Annotated in this window: 18 protein-coding genes, 1 tRNA gene and 1 pseudogene; 11 read left to right on the plus strand and 9 right to left on the minus strand. The window is 64.8% G+C overall.

All coding sequences use genetic code 11. The features are described 5' to 3' along the window. The first annotated feature begins 260 nt into the window (after positions 1-260). Together H8F24_RS11575 and H8F24_RS11580 are read left to right on the plus strand one after the other, a co-directional pair. On the plus strand, positions 261-830 hold the full coding sequence (locus H8F24_RS11575) for a triacylglycerol lipase (RefSeq protein ID WP_231598279.1): 570 nt from the start codon (positions 261-263) through the stop codon (positions 828-830). A gap of 75 nt (positions 831-905) precedes the next feature. Further along, positions 906-2,012 (plus strand): glycosyltransferase family 2 protein, encoded by a 1,107-nt coding sequence (locus H8F24_RS11580; protein WP_231597772.1) that lies wholly within the window; start codon positions 906-908, stop codon positions 2,010-2,012. Positions 2,013-2,023: 11 nt separating this feature from the next. Here H8F24_RS11580 and H8F24_RS11585 read toward each other — a convergent pair whose 3' ends face one another. Then, complete coding sequence (locus H8F24_RS11585) at positions 2,024-4,219, minus strand: beta-glucosidase (RefSeq protein ID WP_231597773.1); 2,196 nt, start codon at positions 4,217-4,219, stop codon at positions 2,024-2,026. A gap of 78 nt (positions 4,220-4,297) precedes the next feature. Beyond that, entirely contained in the window at positions 4,298-4,450 is a 153-nt protein-coding gene (locus tag H8F24_RS11590; RefSeq protein ID WP_231597774.1) for a hypothetical protein, read from the minus strand. Positions 4,451-4,537: 87 nt separating this feature from the next. Here H8F24_RS11590 and H8F24_RS11595 point away from each other — a divergent pair, with 87 nt between their 5' ends. The 3 genes from H8F24_RS11595 (at position 4,538) to H8F24_RS11605 (ending at position 5,998) form a co-directional block, all read left to right on the plus strand. Further along, a complete protein-coding gene (locus tag H8F24_RS11595) occupies positions 4,538-4,810 on the plus strand; it encodes a hypothetical protein (protein ID WP_197169735.1) in 273 nt (90 codons plus the stop codon). Between the two features lie 287 nt (positions 4,811-5,097). Further along, a complete protein-coding gene (locus H8F24_RS11600; protein ID WP_231597775.1) occupies positions 5,098-5,667 on the plus strand; it encodes a DUF3122 domain-containing protein in 570 nt (189 codons plus the stop codon). Between the two features lie 73 nt (positions 5,668-5,740). Continuing rightward, complete coding sequence (locus H8F24_RS11605) at positions 5,741-5,998, plus strand: FeoA family protein (protein ID WP_197154005.1); 258 nt, start codon at positions 5,741-5,743, stop codon at positions 5,996-5,998. On the opposite strand, the gene H8F24_RS19470 is transcribed toward H8F24_RS11605, so the two are convergent. Further along, positions 5,971-6,219, minus strand: a complete 249-nt coding sequence (locus tag H8F24_RS19470) for a nucleoside recognition domain-containing protein (RefSeq protein WP_231597776.1) — start codon at positions 6,217-6,219, stop codon at positions 5,971-5,973. The genes H8F24_RS11605 and H8F24_RS19470 overlap by 28 nt on opposite strands. Continuing rightward, entirely contained in the window at positions 6,210-7,874 is a 1,665-nt protein-coding gene (locus H8F24_RS11610) for a ferrous iron transporter B (RefSeq protein ID WP_231597777.1), read from the minus strand. Before H8F24_RS11610 ends, H8F24_RS19470 begins: the two co-directional genes overlap by 10 nt. Before the next feature lie 348 nt (positions 7,875-8,222). On the opposite strand from H8F24_RS11610, the gene psbA reads away from it, so the two are divergent. Both psbA and H8F24_RS11620 read left to right on the plus strand, forming a co-directional pair. Beyond that, complete coding sequence (gene psbA / locus H8F24_RS11615; protein WP_197154007.1) at positions 8,223-9,302, plus strand: photosystem II q(b) protein; 1,080 nt, start codon at positions 8,223-8,225, stop codon at positions 9,300-9,302. 334 nt (positions 9,303-9,636) lie between these two features. Beyond that, positions 9,637-10,965 carry an FAD/NAD(P)-binding oxidoreductase gene (locus H8F24_RS11620; protein ID WP_197169737.1) on the plus strand — a complete coding sequence of 443 codons (1,329 nt, stop codon included), beginning with the start codon at positions 9,637-9,639 and terminating at the stop codon, positions 10,963-10,965. 9 nt (positions 10,966-10,974) lie between these two features. Here the strand turns inward: H8F24_RS11620 and H8F24_RS11625 are convergent, their stop codons facing one another. The 3 genes and pseudogenes from H8F24_RS11625 to H8F24_RS19475 form a co-directional block, all read right to left on the minus strand. Next, a complete protein-coding gene (locus tag H8F24_RS11625; protein WP_197154009.1) occupies positions 10,975-11,295 on the minus strand; it encodes a helix-turn-helix transcriptional regulator in 321 nt (106 codons plus the stop codon). A gap of 28 nt (positions 11,296-11,323) precedes the next feature. Further along, positions 11,324-11,779: a hypothetical protein gene (locus tag H8F24_RS11630; protein WP_231597778.1), complete on the minus strand. Its 456-nt coding sequence runs from the start codon at positions 11,777-11,779 to the stop codon at positions 11,324-11,326. Between the two features lie 249 nt (positions 11,780-12,028). Further along, a pseudogene (locus H8F24_RS19475) lies at positions 12,029-12,442 on the minus strand (linear amide C-N hydrolase). 439 nt (positions 12,443-12,881) lie between these two features. Here H8F24_RS19475 and H8F24_RS19480 point away from each other — a divergent pair. Then, positions 12,882-13,091, plus strand: coding sequence for a hypothetical protein (locus tag H8F24_RS19480; protein ID WP_231597779.1), 210 nt, complete (start codon positions 12,882-12,884; stop codon positions 13,089-13,091). A gap of 372 nt (positions 13,092-13,463) precedes the next feature. Here the strand turns inward: H8F24_RS19480 and H8F24_RS11645 are convergent. Next, positions 13,464-13,535: transfer RNA gene (locus tag H8F24_RS11645), tRNA-Lys, on the minus strand. Between the two features lie 151 nt (positions 13,536-13,686). Between H8F24_RS11645 and H8F24_RS11650 the strand changes: the two genes are divergently transcribed. Genes H8F24_RS11650 through trmFO form a run of 3 tightly spaced genes read left to right on the plus strand, consistent with a single transcriptional unit; the run spans position 13,687 to position 15,812 of the window. Next, positions 13,687-14,202, plus strand: coding sequence for a gamma carbonic anhydrase family protein (locus tag H8F24_RS11650; protein ID WP_197169740.1), 516 nt, complete (start codon positions 13,687-13,689; stop codon positions 14,200-14,202). A 46-nt stretch (positions 14,203-14,248) separates the two neighbouring features. Further along, entirely contained in the window at positions 14,249-14,371 is a 123-nt protein-coding gene (locus H8F24_RS11655) for a photosystem II protein Y (protein ID WP_197154013.1), read from the plus strand. Positions 14,372-14,378: 7 nt separating this feature from the next. Then, on the plus strand, positions 14,379-15,812 hold the full coding sequence (gene trmFO, locus H8F24_RS11660; RefSeq protein ID WP_197169741.1) for an FADH(2)-oxidizing methylenetetrahydrofolate--tRNA-(uracil(54)-C(5))-methyltransferase TrmFO: 1,434 nt from the start codon (positions 14,379-14,381) through the stop codon (positions 15,810-15,812). Between the two features lie 68 nt (positions 15,813-15,880). On the opposite strand, the gene H8F24_RS11665 is transcribed toward trmFO, so the two are convergent. After that, positions 15,881-16,972: an IS630 family transposase gene (locus tag H8F24_RS11665; protein WP_197169690.1), complete on the minus strand. Its 1,092-nt coding sequence runs from the start codon at positions 16,970-16,972 to the stop codon at positions 15,881-15,883. Positions 16,973-16,974 lie beyond the last annotated feature (2 nt).

The raw sequence follows: 16,974 nt of genomic DNA on the forward strand, positions 1-16,974 counted from the left end.
TGGCGGCTGGGACGGGCACTGCTCTAGCTGCCTCTGCAGGAGCAGTCCTTGCTCAAGGCCCTGGATCGAGCGGGGATCACGCGACGCCGTGCCGGTTTCCACTCCCGGTCGGCTCTTCTGCAAATCGGAGGAATGCCGTTGAATTTTTTCCAGACGCTTGCGGGGCACCCACGATTTCTCCTCCCTCTCCTGCACCCGCCGTCGCCGCCACACCGCCCGCGTCCGATGCTCCGGCGCCGTCGGCCCCTCCCCTGGTGCTGGTGCATGGGCTGCTGGACAGCCCGCAGGTCTTTGATCGGTTGAAACGGGAGCTGGGGGACCGCCGCCATCCGCTGCTGATCCCCGATCTGCCGTTGCGCTTGGGCCGCACACCGATCGAAGAGGCAGCCGTTCTGCTCGGCAGCCACATCGAGGCGGCCTTCGGGCTGGATCAGCCCATCGATCTGCTGGGGTTCTCGATCGGTGGTGTGATCGCCCGCACCTGGATCCAGCTGCTGGGGGGCTATCGGCGCACCCGGCGGTTCATCAGCGTCGGCAGCCCGCAGCAGGGCACGCTCACGGCCGAGCTGTGGCCCCGCCAGCTGGTGGCCGGCATCGCCGATCTGAAGATGGGCAGCCCCCTGTTACAGCAGCTCAACAGCGATCAGGACGCCCTGCGCGGGATCGATTGCCACAGCTTCTACTCCGCCATCGATCTGGCCGTGCTGCCGGGATGGCGTGCCGTGCTGCCGGTGGGAGAGCGCACCATGCTGCCGGTCTGGACCCATCCCCAGATCCTGCGTGACCCCGCCTCGATCCGGCCCCTGGCCCAGGAGCTGCTGCGGCCCTGAACGGGGATCCCTACTGGCCCCCCAGGGGAAGCCGCATAGCGTTGGGGTGATCCGGCAGGCAGGCCTTTGATCGACTTGCTCGGTATCTCGTTGTTGGTGCGCTGGCTGCTGGGCTGGTTCCTCTCCCTGCGCATGCCCCTGCTGCCGGAGGCCTCCCTCAGTCAGGTGCCGCGGGTCTCGGTGCTGATCCCGGCCCGCAATGAGGAGACCACCCTGCCCAACCTGCTGGCCGCCCTGAACCGCCAGAGCGTACGGCCGCTGGAGGTGATCGTGATCGACGACCACTCCACCGATCGCACCGCCTCGATCGCCATGGAGTGTGCCCAGGAGCTGCCGATCACCGTCATGCAACCGCCGCCGCTGCCGCAGGGTTGGTGCGGCAAGACCTGGGCCTTGCACAACGGCGTACGAGCCAGCCACGGCGAGGTGCTCGTGTTCCTGGATGCCGACACCGAGCCCCTGCCGAGCTTCCTCGAACGGCTGCTGGCGAAGCACCAGACCCTGGGTGGACTGGTGTCCGTGCAGCCCTACCACCGCACGGAGAAGCCCTATGAACAGCTCTCGGTGCTGTTCAATCTGGTGGGGCTGATGGCCGTGCCCCTGGGCCAGGGCAGTGGCGTCGCCTTCGGTCCGGCGCTGGTGACCAGCCGCATCGACTACGACCGCAGCGGCGGCCATGCCGCCGTGGCGGGGAAGGTGGTGGAAGACTGGTTTCTAGGCCACTGCTATGAACAGGCGGGCCTGCAGGTGAGCGCCTTCCTCGGCCTCGGCGCGATCGACTACCGCATGTATCCCGGTGGTCTGCGCGACATGGTGACGGGCTTCGGCAAGAACTTCGCCACCGCCGCTGGCGAGGTGCGCTGGCCCTGGATGCTGGCTGTGCTGTTGTGGCTGTCGGGGCTGTTCTGGGCCGCCTGGTGCCTGCCGGCCTCCCTGCTGGGCTGGCCGATGGTGGGCGATCCGGCCCTGCTGCCCAATGCCGTGGTGTACGGGGCCTACGCGCTGCAGCTGCTGCTGATCACCCGCCGGGTGGGTCGTTTCGGCTGGATCAACCTCGTGTTCCCGATCCCCGTTCTGTTCTTCATCGGCGTCTTCGTGCTGGCGATTCTCAACCTCGAGCGCGGTCGCGTCAGCTGGAAGGGCCGCACCTTCAGCACCCGCGACCGAGCCAGAACAGCCTGAGGCTGCTGGCGTCAGCGGCCCAGGATGCGGCCTTCGACCTGCAACTCCAGGGCAAGTCCAGCGTCTTCGGCATGGCGCGCCACCACCAGCCGGTGCAGGCCAGGTTCGAGCACGAAGCCATCGCTGGATTCCTCGAAGTAGGCAAGCCGCCGCAGCGGGATCCGCAGCACGAGGCGCCTCTGCTCTGCCATCGCCATGCTGGCCCTCTGGAAGCCCACCAGCACCCGAGCGGGGCGTTCCACCTGCCGGCCGGGCGGCTCCAGGTAGACCTGAACCACCTCATCGGCCTCCATCGCGCCCCCATTGCGCACCGTGACCTCCACCACCAGCTCGCCCTCCTCCCCGGCCTGCGGCTCGATCGCGGCTGTGAGGTCTGCCAGCTCGAAACGGCTGTAGGAGAGTCCGTAGCCGAAGGGATAGGCAGCGCGATGGCCCTCACGCCGCAGGCGGCGGTAGCCATGCCACAGGTCGTAGGTGACCTGCTGAGCGCGGGGCTCGAAGGGCGGCAGATGCGCCGCATTGGTGGGGATCGTGAAGGGGAGGCGCCCGGATGGGGAGACCCGGCCCAGCAGCACGTCGGCCAGAGCCTCGCCGCCCCGCTGCCCCGGGTACCAGAGCAGCAGCAGGCCGGGCACCCGGTCGTGCCACCCCTCGGTGAGGATGGCGCCACCACCCATCAGCACCACCACGGTGCGTGGATTGGCGGCGGCCACCGCCTCGATCAGCGCCACCTGCTCAGGCGGCAGATCCAGCCCGGTGCGATCTCCCGCGGCGAAGTCGCCGCCCCGCCTGGCCGAGCCGTAGCTGGTGATCCAGGCGATCAGGCGGGCCACGGGTCGCCAGAGCGGCAACACCCGGCTCCGCCCCAGGCGCAGCAGGCCATCGGGCGGGGGGACCTGCTGCAGGATCGGGGCAATGTCGCCGGGATGGATGTGCTCTCCCTCCAGGCGCCAGTCCAGCCCCAGCACCAGCAGGGCCGCGTCGCACTCGGCGGCCAGGGCGGTGGCCGCCCTGAGGTCGGCGCCATCGGCAACCTCCAGCCGCAGCTCTGGGGCGGCGGCCTGCAGGCCCGCCAGGGGTGTGACCACCGATCCCGGCTCGGGCCGGGTGTCCGAGGAACCCCGATCGCCCAGGTTCGCCACCGCCAGATACGGACCGATCACGGCCAGGGAGTGCAGACCCCGCAGGGGCAGCACCGATCCTTCGTTCTTCAGCAGCACGATCGACTTGGTGGCCGCCTCCCGGGCCAGTTGCCGATGGTCGGCGCCGTGGCGCAGGGACATCGGATAGGAGCCTGGAGGAACCGTGAGCTGGGCCTGCAAGAGCCGCAGCACTGCCTCGTCAATGCGGTGGATCGGCAGGCGCCCATCCGCCACCGCCTCGCTGAGGCTGCCCTCGAAGATCATCCGGAACGGCATCTCCAGGTCCTGGCCCGCCAGCAGAGCCCGCACCCCATCCCGCACACCGAAGATGAAATCGGTGACGACAAATCCCCCAAAGTCCCAGCGGGTCTTGAGGATGTCCTGCAGCAGCTGGGGATGCTGTCCGCACCATTCGCCGTTGACCCGGTTGTAGGCGCTCATCACCGAGCCGGCGCCGGCCTTGACACAGTCGCGGAAGTGGGGGAGGTAGAGCTCATGCAGCACCCGCTGCGAGGCACGAACGTCCACCAGGAAGCGGGAGCTGTCGATCGAGTTGAGCGCAAAGTGCTTGACGCAGGCGATGGCGTGGCGCTGCAGACCGCGGGTCATCGCTGCTCCCATGGCACCCAGATGCACCGGGTCTTCGCCATAGGTCTCCTGGGCCCGGCCCCAGCCGGGATGGCGCAGCAGGTTGACGCACACGGCGGCCACCCAGTCGGCCCCGAAGCTGCGGGCCTCGCGGGCGATCGCCTCGCCGATCCTCTCCTCCAGCTCGGGATCCCAGGTGGCACCGCGGGCGATCGGTACCGGAAAGGTGGTGGCACCCCCTTCGAGCACCACACCGCGGGGACCATCGACAAACTGCAGCCCCTTCAGGCCCAGCCTCGGCAGGCAACCGGTGGGCCAGGGATGGCGATGGGAGGCATCCCGGGTGGCGATGTCCACCATGCCGGCCCAGAACGGGGTGTCGCCGTCGAGCAGATGCAGCTTCTCGGCCAGGCTCATCTCCGCCAGCAGCGACAGAGCCCGGGCCTGAGACGCAGGGTCGGGAGCGGGATCAGTCACCGCCTCAACCTAGGAACATCCTCCAGTTCCGCCACGCTGCTCAACAATGCCTGCTGCGGCTGCGGCTGCGGCTGCGGATCAGCGGGGCGGGACTTCATGACAACGCCCATCCATCCATCGGGCTCCCAGGACGTCTGGCTTGACCAGCTCATGGTCCTCGAAACTGAGGGTACGGCGGGCGATCGTGGTGCGGTGCTTCAGGTCGTGGCGATGGTCGAGATGAATCACCACGGGAGCAACCCGAAAGGGGATTCCTAGGGCCCGAGCATCTGGACTGGGAACTCCAACAGCAACATCATCAGTATCGTTGTCGGAGAGATGGAAACTGTTGGTTTCCTTCTCCTCAAACGTGATCTGATCGCGGGAGGTCTGCACCGGCACGGTCAGGCCATCAGCGAAACGAACCTGATCATCCCCTTGGCCGACATCGACCCTGAAATCGATCGTTCCCTCAGGATCATCCCGATGGCGACAGCCCATCACACTCCGCAATACCGTCCAGACCAAGCCGATCTACAGAATTATGGAGACGGAATGGACCGACGTGGTCCTGCATTGCTGTCACCTTCCTCTGATGCTCCAGATGAATGAAGAACGGCACTCCCCTCCGGTCAATGGGCAGCGACCATGCCGCAAAGATTGTCGAGGTCGTGCAGATCGCCGAGCCCTGCAATCTCAGGAGGTCTGGCGAACCTGCCAGCCGTTCCCCTTTTGAAAGGGGCGATTGAATCCACAGGCGCAGAACCTGGCTCAGCCGCCAGAACGAAGCTGGGATGGGCTGTGACCACCACGACTCCGAAGATCAGGTGCGACGCACGATCAGCTCCGGATTCATTCAAAACGCTAGCGTGATGAAGTCGTGATGCGGAATTGCCGTCATGAGAATCTCTGTCCTGGTCGCCTGCGGGCCAGATCTGGGAGTGCGGCGATCCTGGCGCCGGTGCTGGCAGGCCCTGCTGATGGTCCGCCTTGTTGCCTTCCTTCTGATCCTGGGGCTGGGGATTGCCCCACCGGCTCAGGCTGCAGCCGATATTCAGCGCTGGTCGCAGGGCGACACCAGCGGCGATCGCTGGCTGGTCAGCCTGTTCGAGCAGCCTGATCCGGATTTCGAGGCCGGCTGGCGACTGCGGCTCAATGGCCTGGGCCCGGATCAGCATCCGGATCATGGCCGCTCTGTCGCCATCGAGGACACCATGGGCAATCACTGGGAGCTGCCCAACCGAAGCCAGGAAATGGTGCCCGCCGGGGAGACGGCCATTCCCGATGGATCGGCTCAGTTCGATCTGGCGGAGCTGATGCCACGGCCCAGTTCCGCCCTGCCCCTGAGGCTGTTGGTGCCGATGCAGGGTGGGGCCGATCGGGAGCTGGTGCTGATCCCCGACATGATCGCCGCCATCAGCACACTGCCCCGGGCTCCTGCAGAGGCAGCCGACCATCCAGTCAGCTGAACCGAGCAGGCTCGCCCAGGAATCCACCATGCGGGACCTAGAGTTGTTCAGCGCCCGGAGCAGTCGCGCAGCCATGATCCTCAGCCAGGCCTCTGCCGGCGACCACGTCACCCTGCAGACCCTGCCAGGCCATCCAGCGCTTTGCCAGCGGTTGAAGGCGATGGGCATCAAACCGGGTGTTCGCCTCGAAGTGATCCGGCGTGGCAGACCTGGCGGGATTCTCCATCTCGCCCATGGCATGTTCGAGTTCATGCTGCGCCAGGAGCATGCCAGGCAGATGGAGGTCTGCGCCGATGAAGCCGCTCAGGCCAGCAGCCAGCCGCCGGCCTGATACACCAGCAGAGCCATCAACCAGGCCAGCGACAGCGACCAACCCACGGACATGAGCGCAAACATCCTGCTTTTCGATTCCTTCAGCTGAATCGCCACCGTTGACAGGCAGGGGGTGTAGAGCAGGGTGAAGGTCATGAAACTGAGCGCCTGCAAGGGTGTGATCGCGCTCTGGATCGCTGTTCCCAGGCCGCTCTCGCTGGTGCGGTAGATCACAGCCATGGCCCCAGCAGGATTTCCTTGGCGATGAAACCGAAGAACAACGACACCGTGAGATCCGGGGTCATACCGATCGGGCCCAGCAACGGTTGAAAGAGCCCACCGATGGCACTCGCCAGACTGGCGCCACTGCCGGAGGCCGCCGCCGGGGGAAGGTTGGTCAGCAACCACACCGCCGCAGCACCGATCACGATGAACAGGCGCGTGCTGGTGACGAAGTTGAGCATCTCCATCCAGGCCCGTTGCAGAATCGTGCCCAGGCTCGGCTGGCGATAAGGCGGCAGTTCCAGCACGAAAGCCTCATCACTGCGGTAAGCTCGCTTGAACAGGAGTCCTGTGATGATCGCCGCCAGGAAACTGAGCAGATAAAAGGCGAAGACCACAAGCCCAGGAGCCCACCAGGGTTTAGGGAAAAAGATTCCAGCCAGAAAGATGAAGACGGTGAGCCTCGCCTGGCAGAGGGCAAACGGAATCACCAGCATGGTGAGCAACCGCATGGCGCGATCGCGGATCACGCGGGTGCCTAGAATTGCCGGCACATTGCAGCCGCAACCCATCACCTGCAGCACGAAGGCGCGACCATCCAGGCCGAGCCAGTGCATGAAGCCATCCATCAGAAAGGCGGCCCGGGGAAGATAGCCCGAGTCTTCCACCACAGCCATCACCAGATAGAAGACAAAGATCAGCGGCGTGAAACTGACGACGGTGGTGACACCCATCCAGACGCCGTCCACCAGAAAGCCCTGCAGCAACTCCGGGGTGCCGAGGTTCGCAAGGGGAGGAACAATTAGGTGGTTCTCAATCGCATCGAAGATCACCCCCAGAACCTCCTGAAGGCTGCCACCAACGATGTAGAGCCCCTGGAACATGATCAGCACAATCGCCAGGAACACCAGCGGGCCCACCAGGGGATTGAGCAGAATCCGATCGAGGCCGCGGCTTCTCGTCACACGCCTGTCCGGCGGCATCACCACGACACCTGCAAGCAGCTCCGCCACCTGCCGATCCAGCGCCTCATCGACAGGTGAAGCGGCCGCAATGGTGGGGCAAGGATCCGCCTGGACGGTATGGAGAGTGTGGAGCAGCGCCTCCAGGCCCTCACGACTCTTGGCGTTGATCGCCAGCACCGGCATCTCCAGCCGCCGACTCAGGGCAGCGTGGTCAATGCGGATGCCATAACGTCTGGCCTCATCACTCATGTTGAGCGCCAGCACGGTGGCAACGCCCAGGCTTCGCACCTGCAGGGCCAGGGCGATCTGGGTGCTGATCTGACTGGCGTTGATCACCACCAGCGCCAGATCCGGCGGGGTTGTTCGCAGGTAACTCTGGACGATTGCTTCGTCTTCACTGGAGCCACTGAGGTCGTGGATACCTGGTAGGTCGACCAGCTCGAACCGACGACCATCGGCGGCCGGCGGCAGATCGCCACAGAGCAGATCAACGGTGAGCCCGGGCCAGTTGGCGATATGGGCATGGCGACCGGTCAGCCGGCTGTAGAGCGTCGACTTACCGGTGTTGGGCAGGCCCAGCAACGCCACCGTGACGGAGGCGGAGCCTGGAGGCTTGGTTGACGGCCCATGACATCCGCCAGCCGAACCAAAGCGCCGACGTTGGGCCCCGCCCTGGGCAGAGGCCTCTGCAGCTTCGGAATGTTTCATGCCTGGCACGCACCGGGTCGAAGGAGTTGAGACCAGCCAGCCCCAGGCGGGACGTGAACCCGACGGAAGTCACCGCCATTGTCCAGTCTGCTCGACAAGGCAGCCCCCTGGTCCAGGGACATGGCCCCACTCGGATGGAGCGTGGACAGCTGAGAAAGACAGAGCCCAAAGGGGAGAGAGGGGCCGCAGCAGCACGCCAAAAACTCAGGCACAACTACTTATCCCCCTTTGCTCCGTTAAAGCGCTTTCAACGCTAGTGTTGTATGAGGAAGAGACGGATGCTGGCTGGCTCGCCCTCCCGGCAGGGCCGGCCCCTCCGCTTTCCATTCTCCCTTTGCTCCTGTGTCGATGACGTCTGCCTCAGTCGCTCCATCCCGGAGCCGCCCGTGGGAGTCCTTCAAGGACTGGATCACCAGCACCAGCAACCGCCTCTATATCGGCTGGTTCGGTGTGCTGATGATCCCCACCCTGCTGGCGGCAGCCATCTGCTTCATCGTTGCCTTCATCGCCGCTCCGCCCGTCGACATCGACGGCATCCGCGAACCCGTGACCGGCAGCCTGCTTTACGGCAACAACATCATCACGGCCGCGGTGGTGCCCAGCTCCAATGCGATCGGTCTGCACTTTTACCCCATCTGGGAAGCCAGCAGCCTCGATGAGTGGCTGTACAACGGCGGCCCCTATCAATTGATCATTTTCCACTTCCTGATCGGCATCTATGCCTATCTCGGCCGCGAGTGGGAACTGAGCTACCGCCTGGGCATGCGCCCCTGGATTGCCGTGGCCTACAGCGCCCCCGTGGGTGCCGCCACCGCCGTGCTGCTGGTGTATGCCATCGGGCAAGGCTCCTTCTCAGACCCCATGCCCCTGGGGATCAGTGGCACCTTCAACTTCATGATGGTGCTGCAAGCCGAGCACAATGTGCTCATGCATCCGTTTCACATGCTGGGCGTGGCCGGCATCTTTGGTGGCAGCCTGTTCTCTGCCATGCATGGCTCCCTGGTGACCAGTTCCCTGGTGCGGGAAACCACCGAGAGCGAGTCTCAGAACCGTGGCTACAAGTTCGGTCAGGAAGAAGAGACCTATAACATTGTGGCCGCCCATGGCTACTTCGGCCGCCTGATCTTCCAGTACGCCTCCTTCAATAACAGCCGCAGCCTCCACTTCTTCCTGGCAGCCTGGCCTGTGGTGGGGATCTGGTTTGCCACCCTGGCCGTGATCAGCTTCTCGTTCAATGTCAACGGCTTCAACTTCAACCATTCAGTGCTCGACCATCAAGGCCATGTGATCAACACCTGGGCCGATATCCTCAACCGCGGCGGTCTTGGTATCGAGGCCATCCACGAACGCAATACCCATAACTTCCCGCTCGATCTTGCCGCAGTGGAAAGCCAGCCCGTTGCCCTGAGTGCACCAGCGATCGGTTAGTGAGACTTTGAATCTCGCCCAGTCGATCCATCACTGAGCCGGTGCCGCTGGCTGCTCCGTGGAGCCAGCTGCGTCACTAAGACGCTCCCTCGCACGGGCCGGGATCACTCCAGGCCCGTGTTTCGTTCAGGCGTGCCTGCCATGAACAGATCCACGAGCGACACCCAGAGCTCTCAACCTGCTCACCTTCGCTCCAGTGACCTGGACAGAATCCGACTTCTGAGATGGCAGCAAACCCTGGTGGGCTTGAGCTGCTGCCCCAGCCCAGCCCCTTTCTGCTGGTGATGCCTTGTTAGTTTTGATACCTGGACCCTGTTGATGGGCGTTAGCTCTGATGGCTGCCTCTTCCCGTCATCATCAGGTCGTGATCGTCGGTGGGGGGTGCGCCGGCATCACGGTGGCCAACCTGCTGCTGCAGCAGCGTCCCGGCATTGAGATCGCGATCCTTGAGCCATCGGCGGATCATGACTACCAACCGGGCTGGACCTTGGTGGGGGGAGGGATCATGGCTCTCGAGCAGACCCGCCGCGATGAGGCCTCCCTGATCCCCACCGGGGTGACCTGGATCCAGGCTGCCGCCACGGGCTTCGATCCTGCGGCCAACGCCGTGTCCACCAGCAGCGGTGAGATCCTGACCTACGACACCCTGGTGATGGCCCTGGGTCTGCAGTCGCGCTGGGAGCGCATCGCGGGTCTTCCGGAGGCCCTGGGAAGCCATGGGGTGTGCAGCAACTACTCACCCCGCTATGCCCCCTACACCTGGGAAACGATCAAACAGTTCCAGGGCGGCACCGCGATCTTCACCGTGCCCGAGACACCGATCAAATGCGGCGGTGCGCCGCAGAAGGTGATGTATCTGGCCGACGATCACTTCAAGGCCAGAAGCGGCGTGGGGGTGAACACACGGGTGATCTTCTGCTCTGCCCTCACATCTCTGTTTTCCGTGCCGGCCTATGCACGCACCTTGGAGAGGGTGGTACGGAACCGCGGCATCGAAGTGCATTTCGGCTGGAATCTCAGGCAGGTTCGGGCCAAGGAGCAGGTGGCGGTCTTTGAAGTGGAGGAGCCAGGCGGCAGCAAGCGCATCGAGGAACTGTCCTTCGCGATGCTCCACGCTGTGCCGCCGATGACAGCACCGGAGGTGGTGTCTGGCAGTCCGCTGGCGGGCGACGGACCTGGCGGCTGGGCGGCGACAGATCCGTTCACGCTGCAGCATCCCAGCTGGCCGAATGTGTTCTGCCTGGGCGATGTGGCCGGCCTGCCCACCTCCAAGACAGCCGGTGCCGTTCGAGGAGAAGCCCCGGTGGTGTCGGCCAATCTGCTGGCTTTCCTGGATGGCAAGCCCCTGGATGCTCAGTACGACGGCTACACGGTGTGCCCCCTGATCACCGGCTACGGCAACGTGGTGATGGCGGAGTTCGATTACAGCCAGAAGCCGGTGAGCTCCTTCCTGGTGGACCCCACCAAGCCGCGCTGGAGCATGTGGCTGATGAAGACCCGCCTGTTGCCATGGCTCTACTGGAACCGAATGCTGCCCGGGAAGCCCCACGAAAGCCGCTACCTCAAACCCTTCGCACCGTTGGTGCACCTGTTGCGGCTGGACTATCGCGAATCGGACAGCAGCGAGGCCGAATCGGGAGCCGGCCAGGCCGGAACCTGCTGAGCCGAGAGCTCAGGCAGCCCTGAGTTGCTGCAGCTGCTGCTCCAGCCTCTGCTTCAGCCGGGTCTGGACCAAGGTGCAGAGGTCTTGCACCAAGGGATCATCAGCGAGGTAGATCATCCGCACCCCATCGCGCTCACAGCTCACCAGCCCGGCACGCTGCAGCTGGCCCAGCTGACGGCTGATGTGGGACTGGGAGAAACCGGTGGCCTCGATCAAGGAGGCCACGTCCATCGGCCCCTTCTGCAGGTGACAGAGCAGCTGCAACCGGGCCGGCTCGCTCAGGAGCCTGAAAAACTGGCTGTACTCCTCAAGGAGCTGAGGACTGGGCATGGACCCGGCAACACCCACGGCAGAAGGGTTATGTCTCTGTACGCATTATGCACGCTGCCGGCAAGGGCTGACTGCCCATGGGGAGCGGATCACCGGGCAGGAAGCGCTGGATGAAGGTGGCCAGGAGCATCGGGCCGCAGCGGCGCTGCCAGCTGGTCGCCCCCGGCAGCCGGCGCCAGCATTCCACCTGCAGACGGGGAACGTGGCGGCCCACCAGCGTCAACAGATAGCGGTAGTCGGCATCGGCGGCCTGGTCGGCTCCAGCCAGAGGGGCCGCCCCTGGCTGGGAGCTCACGAAAGCGGCGAGGAACGTCGAGGCGTTGCCGCCCTGGCGCAGGGCCGCGGCAAACCTCCAGGCGGCGCCGGTGGGATAGCCGTCGTGATGAAGGGTGAGATGGCGCACTGGAGCATCCGGGAAGCGGGCGAAGGTATAAACGGCGCGGGTGGCCAAGGGAAGCGAGCGGCTGCACCGAATGAGTGCCACCGCTGTCTCAGAGCCCCAGGCAGGCCCGCATGGGGCTGCCTCGTCTCGACTGCGATCCTTCCGCCCACTGGTGGCTCCAACAGTGCTGGCTCCGTGTCCCGAGCCCATGAGGCCGGCTGTCATGGCGTTCAAGCCGTCATCAGAGCCGCTGTGCCATCTACCGCCTTGCTGCCAGTCTGCTGCAAGGGCACGATCAGCGGACTGCTTGCACCGGCAAGGGCTGAAAGTTCAAACCTAGTATGATCCAAATCATGGCAATCTCTCAGGACGATCGATTGTGCCTCCGCATGGCCGATCGACATTGTTCATTCCATGGGCCAGCGTCGTCATAGCCCTGTCCGGCGTGCTGGCTTTCTCCGTGTACTGGGCGTAGAACGCCCCGCGTACGAAGTGCCCCACCGAGGTGTTGGATGCAGGCAGGCCCGTGGTCGCAACTCCGGAATCCGGTTGAACCGCCATGGAGTCGCCGAAGTGAACTGTCGGTCAATCGATCTTGCTCAGGACCGTAGAGTTATCGAGATTGGTTAAATGCCAATCAAACCGTGGTGCATTGGTCATCACCATCACTGGATTGTCGTAGAGCGACAACTTGCCCCTGTGAAACTCGATGACAATGGAAGCGCCGTTGGCGTCGTTCACCACGTCATCGAAGGGAGACACCACACCTCCCAGCAGCGCGAGGGCTCGAGCTTCACGGGCTGTGGGGCGATGGCAGCGTTGACTTCGGCAACCGACCCGAACTGGCCCAGGGGCCAGAGGCCAAGATCAGACGCTGAAAGCAGGGCCTCCCCACCTTGCTGACCTGGGGCTGGTTCTTCCTTTCTCAGGAGGCCCTGCTTCATTCCCTTGAGCACGCCCGTGCAGGAATCCATTCAGGCCGGCGCGATTCTCGAGCACGAATGCCCTGCAGAACATCGCTGAAGCTCCTTTGAAGGACGGGTCGGCCACCGCCCGTCGATCCGATGCCCAGAGATGAAGCCGTCTGCACCTCTGCAAGACGCACATCCTCTTTTCCCAGTGCCTCGATTCGCAGGGCGGGTGCTGAACACAGTCAGATTTCACCGCTGAACTTCAACGCTGAACTTCACCGCCGATCCGAGCCTTGGCGCTCTGGGGTTGGGTTGTGTCCGATGCCGGCGGCGGTATCGGCGTCGGTCGCGCCATTCAGAGCTTGGACAGGATAGGGAAAGTCCAGATTGTCGGCCTGGATGATCTATTCGAACTGCTTCAGCTGATCGGGAGCGCCGTGGTCGATTCCACCGCCGCCACCAAGCCGCGTTCGCAGGGGTACAGGTCTGTACTCAGCCTTTAGCAGTACAGACCAGTACCCCACCCATCGAGCGGATCGACACGGGCATCGCGGTGCAGGGTTCGGCAACAAACATCCGTAGTAAGGGGGTCCTCCCTCACCACCGGCAGGCTGATCTGATGGACTAGCACCAAGGTATTCAGATCGGCATGACTGTAGGTCTGGGGTGATTGGCAAGGCCGGGCGTGCACTGGTACGACACGACGTTCATGGTTGGGTCAGCACCCAAAGTGGGACAGTGTCAAAGCCCGGGTTGTGAATGCGCTTCATTGCGGCCGGCAATCTTTTATGGCCTTCAGACGAGACGAGCGCAAGCCGTGAACTTGGTGAAGATCAACTGCACTGCAATCCAACAGTATGGCGGGACATGAATCATGGGTCGCCTGAGATTCGAACTCAGGACCAATCGGTTAAAAGCCGAGTGCTCTACCGCTGAGCTAGCGACCCGCCAGTGGGCGAAACCCATGGCAGCCCTTTCGGGCTCCAAGCGAACGTATCACCCGGCGGGGGTCCCGTCCAAGCGGGCGGAGAATCGTCAGCCGATCGCAGGCCGATCGCGAGCCGACCGAGAATGGAACTTCCTTGCCAGCCGCGCCCCATGGCCCCCTTCCCCTGGCCCGAGCCGCGGATCCACCCGGAGGCCTGGGTGGCCGATTCGGCGGTGGTGATCGGTGAGGTGGATCTCGCCACCGGGGCGAGCCTCTGGCCCACGGCGGTGGCCCGCGGTGATGTCTGCCCGATCGTGATCGGCGCCAACAGCAACGTGCAGGATGGCGCCGTGCTGCATGGCGATCCCGGCCAGCCCGTGACCATCGGCGCCGACGTGACCATCGGCCACCGGGCCGTGGTGCATGGCGCCACCCTCGAAGACGGCTGCCTGATCGGCATCGGCGCCATCGTGCTCAATGGCGTCACCGTGGGGGCTGGCGCCCTGGTGGCGGCCGGCTCGGTGGTGACGCGCGACGTGCCGGCCGGCGCCCTGGTGATGGGGGCACCGGCCCAGGTGAAACACCAGCTCAGCCCGGAGGCGATCGCTGAGCAGAGAGAGCATGCCCACCGCTATCGCCAGCTGGCGCAGGCCCATGCCGGCCGCAGCAGCGAGCGGGGCTTCTGAATGCCAGCCTGGCCTTAAGATCCCTCCAAATTCCCCTTTTCAAGCCATGGATCTGCGGCTGCTGCTGGTTGCCACTCCGATCGTTCTGGCTGCGGCCTGGGCCGTGTTCCATATCGGCCGCGCCGCCGTGGGTCAGCTGCAGCTGATGATCAAGCGCGCCCGCGCCTGATCCCTTCATGGTTCTGGTGATCGGTGCCGGACTCGCCGGCACTGAAGCGGCCTGGCAGATCGCCCAGGCCGGACTTCCTGTTGTACTGGTGGAAATGCGGCCGCTGCGGCGCTCCCCGGCTCACCACAGCGCTGACTTCGCTGAGCTGGTGTGCAGCAACAGCTTTGGTGCGCTCTCCAGTGATCGGGCTGCTGGCCTGCTTCAGGAGGAATTGCGTCGGCTGGGTTCCCTGGTGATCCGCACCGCCGATGCCCACGCGGTGCCCGCCGGAGGTGCCCTGGCTGTGGATCGCGGCCGCTACAGCGCTGCCCTCACCGCCGCCCTGGAAGCCCATCCGTTGGTCACGATCGAGCGGCGCGAGCAGGTGGACCTGCCGCCGGCCGATCAGATCACCGTGCTGGCCACCGGACCGCTCACCAGCGAACCGCTTGCGGAGCAGTTGCGCGCCTTCACCGGCCGGGCCGATTGCCACTTCTTCGATGCCGCCAGTCCGATCGTGGAGGGCGAGAGCATCGATCTGGGCCGCGCCTTCCGCGCCTCCCGCTACGACAAGGGCGATGCCGACTACATCAATTGCCCGATGAACAAGGAGCAGTTCCTCGCTTTCCGAGAGGCGCTGCTGGCCGCTGAGCAGGTCGAGCTCAAGGATTTCGAGCAGGAGAGCGCCAGCTTCTTCGAGGGCTGCCTGCCGATCGAGGAGCTGGCCCGCCGCGGTGAAGACACCATGCGCTATGGGCCGCTCAAGCCGATCGGTCTCTGGGATCCCCGCTGGGGAGATGTCAACGACCGCGACGTGCGCCGCGCCAACCGTGCCTATGCCGTGGTGCAGCTCCGCCAGGAAGACAAGGACGGCCGCCTCTGGAATCTGGTGGGCTTCCAGACCAACCTCAAATGGGGCGAGCAGAAGCGGGTGCTGCGCCTGATCCCGGGGCTGGAGAACGCTGAATTCGTGCGCTTCGGCGTGATGCATCGCAACACCTTCCTGGAGTCGCCCCAGCTGCTCGATCCCACCCTGCAGTTCCGCAGCCGGTCCACCCTGCTGGCCGCCGGCCAGATCACCGGCACCGAGGGCTATGCGGCGGCCGTGGCCGGCGGCTGGCTGGCCGGCACCAACGCCGCCCGGCTGGCCCGGGGTGAGCAGCCGATCCAGCTGCCCGCCACCACCATGATCGGCGCCCTCACCCACTTCATCGCCGAGGCCCCCTGCGGCGGCTCAGGCAAGCGCGGCGGCTTCCAGCCGATGCCGCCAACCTTCGGCCTGCTGCCCGAGCTGGCCGAACGCATCCGCGACAAGCGCCGCCGCTACGGCGCCTACCGCGACCGGGCCCTGTCTGATCTGGAGCCCTTTCAGGCGGCCAGTCTTCAGATGGCCGGTCTCCAGCCAGCCAGCCTTGAGGCAGCCGGTCTTCAGGCCACTGCCCTTCAGGCAACCACCGCTTAAATGGGACCGTCCAAAACAAAGCGGTAGCGCACATCCCCTTGGCGCAGCCGCTCGATCGCGGTGTTGATCTAGTGTGCCGTCCCGGAGATCTGCGAGCAAAGTCGCTGGAGCTTCTCCAGGATTGAATCCGCTGTGGCCGTCCAGTTGAACGGCGCCTTGGTCTTGTTGTAGGCCGCCACGAATTGCTCGATCTTGGAGATCAACTCCTTGACGCTGGAGAAGCTGCCGCGTCGGATCGCCCGCTGGGTGATGATCCCAAACCAACGCTCCACCTGGTTGATCCAGGAGGCGTAGGTCGGTGTGTAGTGCACGTGGAAGCGGGGCCGCTGCGCCAGCCAGGCCCTCACCTTGGCGTGCTTGTGGGTGCAGTAGTTGTCGACGATCAAGTGGACATCAAGCTCCTCGGGGACCGACTTCTCGATCTGGCGCAGGAACCCCAGGAACTCCTGATGCCTATGGCGGGGCTTGCATTGGGTGATCACCTCGCCTGTTGCCACATCCAGAGCAGCGAACAGCGTGGTGGTGCCGTGGCGGATGTAGTCGTGGGTGACGCCCTCCACGTAACCCAGGCCCATGGGCAACAGCGGCTGGGTGCGGTCCAGTGCCTGGATCTGCGTCTTCTCGTCGACGCAGAGCACCATCGCCTTATCCGGAGGGTTCAGGTACAGGCCGACGATGTCGCGGACCTTCTCCACAAAGAACGGGTCGGTGGAGAGCTTGAACGACTTCTGCCGGTGGGGCTGGACCGAGAAAGTCTGCAGCCAGCGGTGAACGGTGGTTTTGGAGATGCCGGTGGCAGCCGCGAGGGAGCGCGCAGACCACTGGGTGCTGCCATCGGTGGGCTTGGTCTGCAGTGCCCGGTTGATCACCTCCGCCACCGTGTCGTCCTCGTAGGTGCGAGGCCTACCCGGCCGCAGCTCGTCATGCAGGCCCTCCAGGCCCAGCTCCCGGTACCGCTTGCGCCACTTGCCAACGGTCATCCCCGTCAGCCCCATCCGTTTGGCGATGGCGGTGTTGGTCTCGCCGGCACCGCAGGCCAGCACGATCTGAGCGCGCTGCACGATCGAATGCGGCAACGACCGGGAATTTGCAAGGGCCCGCAACTGCTGAACCTCGTCCTCGCTGAGGACCAGCGGAGGCATCGGACGACCAAGCGCCACAA

It is taken from the genome of Synechococcus sp. CBW1002, from assembly GCF_015840915.1.
Classification (GTDB): domain Bacteria; phylum Cyanobacteriota; class Cyanobacteriia; order PCC-6307; family Cyanobiaceae; genus CBW1002.

Bases quoted from the DNA above. Each gene is read 5' to 3' on its own strand.
- H8F24_RS11595 (WP_197169735.1), top strand. From the start codon at position 4,538: ATGGAAACTGTTGGTTTCCTTCTCCTCAAACGTGATCTGATCGCGGGA.
- H8F24_RS11600 (WP_231597775.1), top strand. From the start codon at position 5,098: ATGAGAATCTCTGTCCTGGTCGCCTGCGGGCCAGATCTGGGAGTGCGG.
- H8F24_RS11605 (WP_197154005.1), top strand. From the start codon at position 5,741: ATGATCCTCAGCCAGGCCTCTGCCGGCGACCACGTCACCCTGCAGACC.
- H8F24_RS19470 (WP_231597776.1), bottom strand. From the start codon at position 6,219: ATGGCTGTGATCTACCGCACCAGCGAGAGCGGCCTGGGAACAGCGATC.
- H8F24_RS11610 (WP_231597777.1), bottom strand. From the start codon at position 7,874: ATGAAACATTCCGAAGCTGCAGAGGCCTCTGCCCAGGGCGGGGCCCAA.
- psbA (WP_197154007.1), top strand. From the start codon at position 8,223: ATGACGTCTGCCTCAGTCGCTCCATCCCGGAGCCGCCCGTGGGAGTCC.
- H8F24_RS11620 (WP_197169737.1), top strand. From the start codon at position 9,637: ATGGCTGCCTCTTCCCGTCATCATCAGGTCGTGATCGTCGGTGGGGGG.
- H8F24_RS11625 (WP_197154009.1), bottom strand. From the start codon at position 11,295: ATGCCCAGTCCTCAGCTCCTTGAGGAGTACAGCCAGTTTTTCAGGCTC.
- H8F24_RS11650 (WP_197169740.1), top strand. From the start codon at position 13,687: ATGGCCCCCTTCCCCTGGCCCGAGCCGCGGATCCACCCGGAGGCCTGG.
- H8F24_RS11655 (WP_197154013.1), top strand. From the start codon at position 14,249: ATGGATCTGCGGCTGCTGCTGGTTGCCACTCCGATCGTTCTGGCTGCG.
- trmFO (WP_197169741.1), top strand. From the start codon at position 14,379: ATGGTTCTGGTGATCGGTGCCGGACTCGCCGGCACTGAAGCGGCCTGG.